The organism is Flavobacterium sp. ZT3R18 (genome assembly GCF_007097385.1).
Lineage (GTDB): Bacteria > Bacteroidota > Bacteroidia > Flavobacteriales > Flavobacteriaceae > Flavobacterium.
Genome location: NZ_VJZS01000028.1, coordinates 1 through 14,380 on the forward strand (window position 1 = coordinate 1; position 14,380 = coordinate 14,380).

The following is a 14,380-nucleotide window of genomic DNA, read 5'->3' on the forward strand; positions in this document are numbered from 1 at the left end:
TATCTCAGAACGCTGCCAAACCGAATAGTCTGCATATTGGAAACTAAGAACCGGTAAATCAGCTGCGATTCCGGATTGATAAGAAGCGTATAATTCTTTAAATTCATTGACAATAAGCGATGATGACCATCCATCGGTAGCGATATGATGAAGCACCAATATTAAAATATGCTCATTGTCTGATATTTTGATCACTGTGGCACGAAGCATATAATCTTTTGCTAAATCAAAAGGTTTATTTACTTCTTCAGATACAAAATCCTGAAAATTATCAGTCAATGAAACAACATTCAATTCCCAATTATCTGATGACTGTACTTGTTGATATGCAATACCTCCTTTTTCTACATAAACAGTACGTAACGCCTCGTGACGATCTACAATTGTTTTTAAAGCTTGTGAAAGAAAGTCAATATTAAGATCTCCTTTCAGGTTTAATATCGTAGGCATATGATAATGCTCACTTCCTTTTAACTTATCGATGAACCATAAACGCTCTTGCGCATAAGACAACGGAATATCTTGTGGTAAATTTTGTTTGGTTATTAAAGGAATTTCAGAAATAACATCTTGTCCTTCAATAAAAGAAGCTAAAGCTAAAATCGTTGAATTACTAAATACATTTGTAATAGTAATTGTAACATTAATCGTTTTCTTTATCGCAGATATTAATCGAACTGCTAATAAGGAGTGACCTCCCAATTCAAAGAAATCATCAGTAACCCCAACTTGTTCTGTATTTAATATATTTTGCCAAATGGTAACTAATGTCTCTTCTAACTCTGTAGTTGGAGCAACATATTCATATTCTCTGGTAAAAATAGGATCCGGTAAGGCTTTTCTATTTACTTTACCATTGGATGTAAGGGGCATTTCATCTAATTGTACCATAATTCCGGGAATCATATAACCAGGAATATGCTCTCTTAGATAAGCAGTAACATCTTCTTTTGTTTTATCTTCTTTAAGAACCAGATACGCTATTAGTTCATTTACTCCGTAAGTATCTTCTCTGGCAATAACAACTCCCTGATTTACAAAAGGACAGCTATTTATAACCGTATCTAGTTCGCCCAATTCAATTCTGTAACCTCTAATTTTTACCTGACTGTCTTCTCTTCCAAGATATTCGATGTTTCCATCCTGAAGCCATTTTGCATTATCTCCGGTTCTGTATAATTTTCCTTCTCCAAAAGGATTATTTATAAATCTATATTCATTAAGTTCAGGGCGATTGATATATTCTCTGGCTACCTGAATACCTCCTATATATAATTCTCCCACGACACCTTTAGGCTGAATATTCATTTCGTTATCCAGAATGTAAATCTGAGTATTTGCTACCGGCACACCAATAGGCACGCGTTTTAAATCTACCGAATTAAAAGGAACAATCCAGCTTGTTACATCAATGGCAGCCTCTGTAGGTCCGTATAAATTACTTAATATAACCTCAGGCAATACCTTTTGAAAATCTTCTACCTGACTTATTTTTAAAGCTTCTCCACTACACACCACATTTTTTAAACTGGTACATCTGGAAATATTTAAATCCAATAAAAACGCGCTTAACATAGAAGGCACAAAATGGATCATTGTAACCTGCTGTTTCGCAATCAATTCTGTTAAATAATCGCTATCCTTATGACCTTCTGCTCTTGGAATTACTAATTTACAACCTGTTATCAGAGAAAGAAAAAACTCCCAAACCGATACATCAAAACAAAAAGTAGTTTTTTGTATTAATACATCATTAGCTGTTAAATTATAATATTCCTTCGCCCATAATAAACGGTTAACCAAACCTCGTTGCTCATTGACTACTCCTTTAGGGTTTCCTGTAGATCCGGAAGTATAAATTACATAAGCTGCATTTGAAACGGATATCGCTAAATTAAGATTAGCTTTTGACTGATTAGCAAGTACTGTATCGTGTTCATCAAGATTTAGTATCGCAATATCTTCAAGAAAATTAACTTTATTGATGCTGCCGGCATTTACAAGTACAACCTCTGCCTTAGTATCTTTTACGATGTAATCGATTCTCTCACTTGGATAATGAGGATCTATAGGCACGTAAGCTCCGCCGGATTTCATAATACCCAATATCCCAATAACCATCTCAAAAGAACGTTCCATACATAACCCAACTATAGACTCTGTTGTAACATCTATACTATGCAAATAATGGGCAACTTGATTTGCTTTTGCATTTAAGGCTGCATACGTCATCTTTTCTCCTTCATATGCCAAAGCAATTCCTTCCGGATTATTGGCAACTTGTGCTTCAATTAAGTCAACAAGCGTAATATCGGTAGGATAATTTTTTTCTGTGGCATTAAAATCCTGTAAAAATTCTTTTTCTTCTTCTTTACTGATATAGGTTAATTTACCAATAGGAATTTCCGGTTGAGATAATGCACCTTTTAAAATTTGTTTATAATGTCCCATTAATCCTTCGATCATGTGGTATTCATACACTTCTGTATTGTAAGTAATATCAAAAACTAAGCATCCTCCAACTTCTTGGAATTTAAGTTCTATATCAAATTTTGAAACTGTTTCTCCTAAATCAAGAATTGTATCGGTTTTCGATGATGGTATTTCGACAGTCTCATCATTTGCTGCAGTATTTTGAAGTACTAACAAAACATCAAATACACTGCTTCTTCCTGCATCTCTTTTGATATTTAAGTTTTCTACTAGACTATCAAAAGGATACATTTGATGATTAAACGCTTCCAGTGTCTGCTCTTTAATTCGTTTATAGATTGATGTAAAATTCTCCTGAGCATTTATTGTATTACGTAATGCAATTGTATTAACATAAAAACCAATCTGATCTGCCAAATCTGCATGATCACGACCCGCTACCGGGCTTCCGATAATAATATCTGAATCTGAGGTATATTTATGAAAAAGGATATTGATAGTAGTTAGTAAACTAATAAAAATACTGCTGTTATTCTCTTGCGTAAAACGCTGAAGCATCGCAATTGTTTCTTTAGAAATATATGTTCTCAAGCTATGCCCTCTATGCGTTTTTATAGAAGGTCTACGTTTTTCTGAAGGAAGATCTAATATAGGTAACTCTCCCGCAAGATTCTCCAACCAATATGCTTTATCCTTAGTTGATGTAATCGTTTTTGCTTGTAATGATTGCCAATTTGCATAATCTTTGTATTGAATATTAACCGGTGTAAGGATAGGAGCTATACCATTTACAAATGACTCATAATATGTAAATACATCTTTTGACAATACATTCATAGACCATCCATCGCTTATAATATGATGCATATTATAATAGAAAACATAAGTATCCTCTTCAAGTTGTAATAAGCTTACGCGAAATAAAGGTCCTGTTTCCAAATCAAATGGCACAAAAGAATCTTCACTAATATAATGGGCAATACTAGCTTCTTTATCAATATCATTCCTGAAATCAATATATGACAGTGTGAAATTTAAAACATCTGCTGGCTGTACATATTGTCTTACGTCACCGTTTTTATCCATTTTGAATGTAGTACGTAATATCTCATGACGATTTATAGTCGCTGTAATTGCTTTTTGAAAACACTCGATATCATAACTACCCTTTAGAGTCGTATTCATAGGCATGTTATATACGACAGACCCCCCTTCAAATTGACTTAAGGTCCATAGACGACGCTGTCCCGCCGACACCTCATAACTTTCTGATGTTGCAACGGGCGAAATCACTTCAAAGTTAGATTCCATATTGCTTTTACTGTTTTTTAGTAAGGCAATAAGTCTATCTTTATTTGTTGTAATATCGATTTTATCTTCCTGTGTAAGAGATGCTGTATTTCCTGTTACTCTCAAATTCTCTTGTGAGTCATCCAGGAATATTTGTACTTCTTTATTGGATAAACCAGTAATTATTGATTTAATATCTTTCATGGTAAAATGTTTTCTTAATGCTGAAAATTTGAATTAATTAATAACTATATAATTAAATGAGTGAATGCTTTTTTAATCAAACAATCAGAAATAACAAACAATACTTATTTTCGATAATAAGAATTGTTTACTATTAGTAATTGCAAAATGTTTGAATGAATAATGGATCGATCCTGTTAAGAAATATTCTACATTACGGATCAGTTTAAAAACTATGCTTTGGCAAAAGTGTTTTCAGTTGGAGCAGATAAATAAGATAAAGGAACTATTGCCGATATATTTTGGCGCAATGAACTCAACCTAACGCTGATTCTATGCTGATTGTCTATCCTGAATACTTCACATTCAAGACCGGATAATTCGCCGTACTCGATTTTTAGCTTATCGCCAATTTGCGGAAGTGCTGTGTTAATTTGAACATCACTAACGTCTTTTCCTTCGACAAGTAATCGTATTTGCTGTATTTCTTTTGGTGAAACCATTCCATATTGACCTCCAAAAGACAAGTATGAACAGCCGCTGTCTACGGTTAAAACATCATGAAAATCCTTGTGCGACTTGATATTTACAAAAACATAACTTGGAAATAATGGAGTCTCGATTTTTTTGGTTCTGTCACTCCATTTTCTAATGCTGGTTGCCATAGGTAGAAATGCCTCAATATTTTTTTCTGTCAACTCCTTATAGACTTTACTTTCATGTCTGTACTTTACGTAAAGAACATGCCAACCTTGTTTTCTTTCCATAATTTTTAAGTTTTTAGTGAGCAGGCATAGCTGCGCTGTGGCCAGTCACATGGTTATTTATTTTAGAAAATTTTTCTACAGCTCAATAGCTTTGTCTTTTTTGGGTAACCTGGGCAACGAATTTTAATTCTCAGGGAAAATACTTTTTATGTATCTAAAATTTCCCGGCAAAGTATGCTGCTTTTTGAGAACCTGGTGAAAAATCATGAAAGGAATAAACTAAAAACTTAACTTTATTTTTGACTTATTTTTCTGAAGTAAAATTACAATACTCTATTTCACATTTTACTACACCAAAGGGTAGTTGCGAGTCCCGCTGTGAAATACTACCCTATTGGGTAGTTTATAACCCTTTGCCGAAGCAACAAAAGTTTCCTGTGGTAAAACCAAACCTTTATTCTCGTTATAGAAATCGATTAGCCCATTGTATGGCATACATACAGGTATAGTTTCAGAACCCAAATATTCAATGGATTCCCCTATAATTTTCGCTTTAATTCCCATTAGCCACAAAACACGAAGCAGTTTTGCATCTATCTCTGCAAAAGCAATATTATCCTTATGACCACAAACTGGCGCAATAGCGCAAACCAGCAGTTTTTTAAGCAAGTTTATGTCACGAACCCCTTTCTTAATGGCAAAACGTCCAATATGCCATATTTCATTAATAGCATTCCCATCAGTACAAAAGAAAGGATCTATTGCAAACATCTTCTGAATAGGCAATGCGTTAATAAAATCCCATTTTAAAACTCTAATAGTCCCCATTAGATCACCAAGGTCGTTTTTGAAAATGAATATTTTCGAATTCTCCAAAAACCCCATCTCCTCCTTGTAAACAGAATCAATATCATTTTGATAATTATCTGAAAATACTTCATTTGCATGATGATTGAAATTTTCTGTCACTACAAATTTTGACATGTGGAAAATCTCATTTTGACTAATCTCGGATAGGGGGCATTTTTTGAGTATCATGATGTTTATTTTCTCCAAAACTATCACCACAACCTACTCATTACACTACACAAAATACTAGTTTTCAATACACTAAACAAATACTACACTAAAGTGTAGTTAAAAAAAAGGCTTCCTATTACAAAAACATCGAGTCAAAAACCAATCAATATCCTTATCGAATTGAAGTTTAATTCGTATAGAAATAAAAAAAATTAACATACATCTCTAATTTTTCCTATATTCACACCCTATTAAAAAATATAATTATAGGGATATGGTAATTGAAAACGATTTTTTTTCATCTAATAACACAGTTCAGAAAATTTCTCAGGATGAAGCACTCAAGCTTGCTTATTATTTAGAATTGGTCAAGGCATTTGCAAGAACCACTTACAGCAGTATCTATATCATAGATTACGAAAAAAAAGGTTTTGAATATGTTTCCGAAAATCCTTTGTTCCTATGTGATCACACGCCCGAGGAAGTTCAGGAACTGGGCTATGCTTTTTACTTTAAATATGTAGTAAAGGAGGATCTGGATTTGTTATTGAAGATTAATACTATAGGGTTTGATTTCTATCAAAATATCCCTGTAGAAGAGCGTATCCATCATACTATTTCATATGACTTTCGCCTAAAGAATCCAAGCGGAAAAACGTTTTTGGTGAATCAAAAACTGACTCCCGTTTTTTTAACCAATGACGGTAAAATCTGGAAGTCAATATGTATTATTTCACTTTCCTCGGAACTTCAGTCCGGGAACATTAAAATTTATAAGAAGGGCGAGAATAAAATCTTCAGCTATGACCTTCAAGGTGATTTCTGGAAAATAATGAAAAAAATAGAACTCACAAGTCGTGAGAAGGAAGTACTGCAGTACTCCATTAGGGGGTTTACAATTGCAAATATGGCAGAAAGCATGTTTGTTTCTGCCGATACAATCAAATTTCACAAAAGAAAACTATTCACAAAGCTGGGCGTAGGCAATATTGCCGAGGCAATAGCATACGCAACCAGCAATAAATTGATTTAGTTTCTAGTCATCATTATCAATTATGGTTGACAAATAAAACTCAGGGAATTTTTTAAACTTTTTGCCTGTAGCAATATTATAAAGTAAATGAGTGCATACGGCAGCTACCGACCATGACGCTATAGACAATTGTGGCGGTGGCAATGATTTTTTCTCATTTCTGTATTTTTCAACAATGTCATCGATCCAATTTTGGGGACTTCCCCAGAATCTCATATAACTTGAGGCATACTCCACTAAGGTTACTTCATTAAATACCTCATCATCATTGGCTATTGCGTTCAATAGAAGACCATCTTTTGCAATTACAGTGACGAGACTTCCCCACCCTATATTGTACGGATGCAAAATTGGAATATCCAGTTTTTGGCAGGCCGTATCAAATATCAACGGTACCGGAGAGGAAAAATCCAGTGCATTAATTGCTGCTTTATGGCCTTTAATATGATCCCCGACGTTTTCAACAGTTAAGAAAAAATCAAGGCAATTGATTTCTGCATTTTTGTTTATGGATTTCAATCGCCTGGCTAAAGCATCTACTTTGTTCGAATCGACATCATCTTCAGTATAATTTTGTCTGTTCAAATTAGATCGTTCTACCTGATCACCATCTACAATTGTAATCTTCTCAAAACCAAAACGTAACGCGCATTCAGCAATCACGCTACCGATCCCACTTCCCGCTAATAAAATTGGAAAGTTTTTTATTATCTCTTGCTCTTCTTCAGTGAGATAAAGTCTATTTCTTGTATAACGATCTTCCATAAGTAATTTTTTTAATTCAAAAGTAATCATAAACAACTCGTATTCTTTTAACCAAAAGGGTAGTTTTTTACTGTCGCAAGTTGCACTACCATTGATTAAAAATACACTTGAAAAAAAATATTATCTCCAGCACCCCTCTATCAACCTAAATGAAAAAAATTGATATTTAAAAACGGTTAGCCATCTTTTAATTCAGAAAAATTTTCCTACTAATACAAAGCGCTAATAATCATTTATTTAAAGATATTATTACTAAAATTAAAATGCAAGTTTCAAACGAGATGTATTAAAAAAATTGTAAAATATTATTATGGGAAAATGTATAAAACAAAAAAACAGCTACAAGAGAATCCCCGTAACTGTTTCATTTAGTTATTTTTATACTAATTCCGTATCGTTTTTTAACACTAACTAGTAATTTTAAAAAATCAATTCTTTTCCCATAACAGAAGCTATTATTTGTTGATTGTTTAAAATTTGTATGGATTCTATGTAGTGTGCCAGGTAAGTAATTGTTGGTTCATTATACAACTCTCTAAGTTCAAATTTAATATTGAACTCTTTCTGAATTTTAGAAATTACCTGAATTGCTTTTAAACTGTGTCCTCCAAGGGCAAAGAAATTATCTTCTATTCCTATTTTCTCTTTTTGCAGTACTTCCTGCCATATTTTGACTAGCTTTTTTTCTAAATCATTACCAGGAGCAACATACATTGCTGCTTCGCTAAATTGCTCGTTATCTATATTAGGCAGTGCTTTCATATCTATTTTTCCGTTTGTTGTTAATGGCATAACATCCAAATAAATAAAATAGGCAGGCAACATATAATCTGCCAATGTTCTGCTTAATTTCTTTTTAAGAACTGTACGATCTATTGAGGTTTCGCAAACAACATAGGCTGTAATATATTTTTCGTTTTGAATTTCTTTTATAAGAACAATAGCTTCTTTAATCTCCTCGATTTCCCGCAAAGCAACTTCTATTTCTCCTAATTCTATACGATAACCTCTTAGTTTAATCTGGCTGTCTTCACGTCCCATAAACTGAATATTACCATCAGGAAGCCACTTCGCTAAGTCGCCGGTTTTATATAGTTTTCCTTCGGTTACTAACGGATGTGATATAAATTTTTCCTGAGTTAAGGAAGGACTGTTTAGATAACCCCGGGCAAGACTTTTTCCGGCCAGACATAACTCACCGGTAACGCCGGGAGGAACTAAATTTCCATTTTTATCAAGAATATAAATTTTCACGTTTCCAATAGGTTTTCCTATTGGCACTAATCCGGTAGTTTCCTGATTTACTTTATAATAGGTACTTACGACAGCATTTTCTGTAGGTCCGTAATTATTATAAATTTCAAGTTGCTCCTGTACTTCTGTTACAATAAGCGCTTCACCACCAACCAAAAGTTTTAAAGGTTGTTTTAATTGTGCACTTTCCTGTATCATATCTTTATACAATACTGTAGGCAAGAAAGCTTGTGTTATTTTATGGGTATTGAAAAAAGTGACTAAATCATCTGTTTTTAAACGAATTTCTTCCGGAATAGGATATACGCATCCGCCGCTTAATAAGGTTGGAAATAATTCCCATGTCGATGCATCAAAACCTATACTTGCATACAATGTACATCTGCTATCTTTGGTAAGATTATATGCTTTTTGATGCCAATGACACAAATTACTTAATGATTTGTGCTCTACCATAACACCCTTTGGCTTTCCGGTAGATCCGGAAGTATATATTACATACGCCAAATTTGACGATTGTATTGCTACTTCCTTGTAATCTAACAATATGGCCTCATTTTTAAACTTTGCTATAAAAGCGTCATCTATCGTAATTACACAATTACTATCGCTTTGTATAAATGCAATACGATCTTCCGGATAATTACGATCAATAGGTACATAGGCCGCACCTGATTTTAATATGGCAAGAAGTGTGATGACATACCAGTCACTTTTTTCTAACTTCACACATATCAGATCTTCGGGATTAATATCATTAGTATTTCTTATATACTGTGACATTGCATTCGAAAGCAAATCCAGTTGCGCATACGTAATTTGGGTTTCTCCATATACGACTGCCAAAGTATCCGGTGTTTTTTCTACTTGTTGCTGAAATAGTGCTACAATACCTGCTTCTTCCAGATATGGTATCGTATTATCATTAAATGAATGAATCAGCTGAGATTCTTCAGTTTCTGAAAGGTATTTAAGATCAGCAATCATTTGATTTGGCTGCTCCAAAATCGCATTCCAAAGTTGCTTATAATGATACATAAGCCCTTGTATCATGTCTGCATCATAAACATTGGTGTTGTAGGTTATATCAAATAATAAATATTGTCCTTCTTCGTGAAAATTTAGGTCCAAATCAAATTTAGCTATAGCTTCTCCAGTATCTTCAATTGTGGTACTAATTTCTTTTTGTACTGTAGTTCTGTCAGATATTTCGGTTTGTAGCGAAAGTATCACGTCAAAAATAGCATTTCGAGATGTTTGGTGTTGAATATTCAGGTCGTCTATCAATTGATCAAAAGGATACATTTGATGGTTATAGGCCTTTAGTGTTTGTTCTTTTATTTTTTTATAAAAAGAGACAAAGGATAATTCCGGAGATACCTCGTTTCTTAGCGCAATTGTGTTCACATAAAACCCGATCTGATCGAGAAGATCAATATGATTTCGTCCCGCTACTGGAGCTCCTATAATAATATCGCGCTCGCCGGTATACTTATGAAACAGAATATTCCAGGTAGAAAGCAAGGCTATAAACAGACTTCCGCCATGCTCTTGGGGTATCCCTTTTATTGCTGTTGTTTGTTCTTCTGAAAAATAAGTTCTAAAACGTCGTCCTTCTGATGTTTTAAAAGTTGGTCTCTTTTTTTGAGATGGCAAATCAAGTATAGGTAATGTACCATTAAGCATTTCTTTCCAAAATACTTTATCTAACTGACTGGAAGCATCTTCCAATTGCAATTGCTGCCAACTTACATAATCTTTATATTGTATTTTAAGAGGCGGCAGCGCAACAGTTGTATTATTTTTAAAGGCATCATAAAATGCAAAAACATCTTTAGATAAAACTTCCATCGACCATCCGTCACTTATAATATGATGCATACTATAATGGAAGGCATATTTTTCATCTTCCAACTGAAATATACAAGCTCTTACTAAAGGTCCCTGAGCTAAATCAAAGGAATGAAGCTTATCTTCTTTAGCGTAAGTTGTTATTTTATATTCTTTATCAATCTCATCCTGAATATTTACAAAAGGAATATCCAGATTAAATGAATTATTAGGAATAATATGCTGACGAAGTTCGCCTGAATTCTCTATTTTAAAAACAGTACGTAATATCTCATGGCGTTCTACCGTTGCATAAATAGCTTTTTTAAGAATCGCTATATCATAATTACCTTCCAATATAGTATGAAATGACATATTGTACGTACTCGCTCCACCTTCCAGCTGACTCAATGCCCACAATCTTTTTTGACCTGCAGAAAGCGCATAACTGGTATTGGTTTCTATAACTGGTATTGCCTGATATTCAGAATAAGTACTCTCTTTTATAAGCTGTACATGATTTTCTAATATTGGATTTGAAAAAACAGCCTCTAAACTTAGTTTAACTTTAAAAGCGCGACGATATTCTTCGATTAATCGGGCTACTTTAAGACTATTTCCGCCTAACTCAAAAAAGTTATCTGTAATACCTATCCTTTCTAGTCCTAATATTTCTTCCCATATAGCCACCAATTGCTCTTCTATTTCATTGGTCGGAGCAATATATTCAGCCTGAATAATATCTTTTGTACTTACCGGAGGCAATGCATTTTTATCGATTTTACCATTTGGTGTAAGCGGTAATTGATCCATAAATACATAATAACTAGGCAACATATATTCAGGTAATTCACGTGCCAGTGATAAGCGAAGCTGTTGTTTATCTACAGCCACAGCACTAACCAGATAACTGATAATAACCTGTTCGCCCTGAACAATTCCAGCTACGACCACACATTGATCAATGCCTTGCTGAGATTCCAGAACATGTTCTATCTCACCAAGTTCTACACGATGTCCCCTGATTTTTACCTGACTGTCTTTTCTGCCAATACACGCTATGGTTCCGTCCGGTAACCATTTACCTAAATCTCCTGTTTTGTAGAGATTTCCGCTTTCGCGAAAGGGATTTGCAATAAACTTTTCTGCTGTTAGTTCCGGTTGATATAAATAACCTCGTGATAATCCATCGCCGGAAATACAGATTTCTCCAATCACGCCCACAGGCTGTAATGCGAGAGCATCTGAAAGGATATAAAACTGACTGTTGTCTATCGCTTTACCAATAGGAACTGAACTTTCATAAGATCCTTCAACCCTGTAATAGCTGCTATAAGTGGTATCTTCTGACGGACCGTATAAGTTTCTTATTGCAATTCCTGAATCTTTAAAATGATTGGCGATACTTACCGGAAAAGCTTCTCCGGCAAGATTAATTCCTACGGCATTTTTAAATGAAATACCTTTATCGATAAGCGTATGAATAACCGATGGAACTGTATTTATGAGTACATTTTTATCCGTGTCCAAATAATCTCCTATCGATAATCCGTTTTGCAATAAGCGAATTTGTTTGCCTATGCTTAGCGGATAGAAAAATTCATATACCGATAAATCAAAACAATGTGAGGTTACCGCATAAAGAATATCAAAATCACTATCACTAAATTCTCTTTGTGACCAATGCAACATTGATGATGCATTTTTATGGGTAATCATAACTCCTTTTGGCTTTCCGGTAGATCCTGAAGTGTAAATAATATACGCCAGATTATCGGAATTAAAAGAAACCTGCGGAAGTGATATCGAAATCGGAGCTGATTCTCTAAAAGCTGATATAAACTTCTCGTCTATTGTTATTTTACATTTACTGTCTTGCTCAATATAGGCAATACGTTGTGCAGGATAATTAGGATCAATAGGAACATAAGCACAGCCCGATTTTAAAACAGCGAGTAATGAAATTAAAAGCCATTCGCTTCGGTCTAACTTTACCCCTACTAAATCTTCAACTGCTAAATTGTAATTGCTTAACAAATAATGCGACAATTGGTTTGAAACCTCATCGAGTTCTTTATAAGTATAACTTTTTCCATCGGTTACTAAAGCAATCTGTTGCGGTGTTTTTGCTGCCTGATTGACAAATAAATCGACCATTGTTGTATCTTCCGGATATGCCACCGTTGTATCGTTGAAATCATACAACAATTGAGATTCTTCATGAGAACCTAAATAATTGATTTTCGCTACTTTTTGATTTGGATTTTGAATGGCTTCTGCCAGAAATTTATCAAAATGTGAAACAAATCTTTCTACAAAATCCAGTTCATAAATGTCTGTATTGTATTCTATATATAAAGATAACTCGCCTTGTTTTTCTCTAAAAATAAAGCTCAAATCAAACTTACTGAATGACTTTTTCAATTGTTTATAAGGCGATACCTCAACATTATTCAATGTCAAACCTTGAGAGGTTAACAATTCTTCCTGGTTTTGAAATACTACTAAAACATCAAATAAAACAGATCTTCTTAGATCTCTTTTTATACCCAGTTCTTCAACTAAATTATCAAAAGGATATTCCTGATGTGAATAGGCATTTAACAACGTTTCTTTTTGTACTGCAAGTAAATCTTCAAAAGTAACTTCTTGCTCAAATGCGGTGCGAATTGCTAATGTGTTCAAATATAATCCTACCTGATTTTCTAAATCACTATGCGCTCTTCCTGCTATTGGAGTTCCTAAAATAATATCTCTGGTATTGGTATATCTGGAAAGTAAACCATTAATTCCTGCCATTAAAACCATAAAAAGACTCACACCATTTTGTTGTGCATATGTATTAAGCTGAGATGTGGTTGTTTTAGAAAATGTATACTCTATTCCTGCACCATTATAGCTTTTAAGTTTTGGTCTTGCTTTATTAGAGGGTAATTCCAGAACAGGGATTTCTCCCGAAAATGTATTTAACCAAAATGTTTTCGCTTTTTCCAGTGCAGATTGTCTTGCATCGTTATTTTGCCATTCTGAATAATCTTTATACTGAATAGGCAATTCCGGTAATACTACTTCATTTTCCGTAGACAATCCGTTATAAATTGCCATAAATTCTCTACACAAAACTCCCATAGACCAGCCGTCGCCAATAATATGATGCATATTTAGCATCAGAATATGGTGATCGGCAGCTGCCTTTACAATCTCTCCTATAAAAAGCGGCCCTTTTTCTAAATCGAAAGCATGCCTTTGAAGCGTATCAGCTTGATTGCTCAAAACTTCAGCTGTTGCATTATTTAAATCTACCAGCTGTAAAACCCCGCTGTATTGGGTAACGGGAACGATATACTGCCCCAGATTTTCCTGTTCATCTTCTTTAAAAACAGTACGTAAACTCTCATGTCGTTCTATTAAGATCTTAAAGGCCTGAGTTAGTTTTTCAAAATCTAACACTCCTTTAAATTCGAATGCTTCAAATATATTATAGGCCGAGCTACCTCCTTCAAACTGACTTAATGTCCACAATTGATGTTGAGACGAAGTAAGCGCATAATAGTCTTTAACTCCTGCTTTAGGAATAAACTCTGAAGAGGAAAGTAAGGTGATTAGTTCATTTTTATAAGCTTTAATATCTTCAATAATTTCAGGAGTCAAAGCTCCCTTAGGAGCGTTAATTTTCAGATCTCCATTATCTATTTTAAGCCTGATATTTAAAGATTGTAGAATGTATATTAAATTTTCTATCATGATATGATTTTTAAAGTAAATTGAAACGCTTGTATGGTTTTTAGAATTATAACACTATCCTCTCAGTGATTAACAACAAAATATTACACCCAAGGCGTTGAATGTATCTAATAGTGCAAAA

6 protein-coding genes are annotated in these 14,380 nt (G+C 34.0%); 1 reads left to right on the forward strand and 5 read right to left on the reverse strand.

The genetic code is table 11. The annotated features are described in order from the left end of the window. The 3 genes from FNW52_RS18900 to FNW52_RS18910 form a co-directional block, all read right to left on the reverse strand. The coding region (locus FNW52_RS18900) for a non-ribosomal peptide synthetase (RefSeq protein WP_143379033.1) at positions 1-3,927 on the reverse strand (3,927 nt) is incomplete at its 3' end. A 212-nt stretch (positions 3,928-4,139) separates the two neighbouring features. After that, positions 4,140-4,673 (reverse strand): UpxY family transcription antiterminator, encoded by a 534-nt coding sequence (locus FNW52_RS18905; protein ID WP_143379034.1) that lies wholly within the window; start codon positions 4,671-4,673, stop codon positions 4,140-4,142. Between the two features lie 288 nt (positions 4,674-4,961). Beyond that, positions 4,962-5,597 carry a hypothetical protein gene (locus FNW52_RS18910; RefSeq protein WP_143379035.1) on the reverse strand — a complete coding sequence of 212 codons (636 nt, stop codon included), beginning with the start codon at positions 5,595-5,597 and terminating at the stop codon, positions 4,962-4,964. Positions 5,598-5,907: 310 nt separating this feature from the next. Between FNW52_RS18910 and FNW52_RS18915 the strand changes: the two genes are divergently transcribed. After that, positions 5,908-6,666: a response regulator transcription factor gene (locus FNW52_RS18915; RefSeq protein WP_143379036.1), complete on the forward strand. Its 759-nt coding sequence runs from the start codon at positions 5,908-5,910 to the stop codon at positions 6,664-6,666. Between the two features lie 3 nt (positions 6,667-6,669). On the opposite strand, the gene FNW52_RS18920 is transcribed toward FNW52_RS18915, so the two are convergent. Continuing rightward, positions 6,670-7,431, reverse strand: a complete 762-nt coding sequence (locus tag FNW52_RS18920) for a ThiF family adenylyltransferase (protein ID WP_143379037.1) — start codon at positions 7,429-7,431, stop codon at positions 6,670-6,672. A 420-nt stretch (positions 7,432-7,851) separates the two neighbouring features. After that, the gene (locus tag FNW52_RS18925; RefSeq protein ID WP_143379038.1) at positions 7,852-14,259 is read right to left on the reverse strand and encodes a non-ribosomal peptide synthetase; all 6,408 of its coding nucleotides are present in this window, start codon (positions 14,257-14,259) and stop codon (positions 7,852-7,854) included. Between the last annotated feature and the right edge of the window lie 121 nt (positions 14,260-14,380).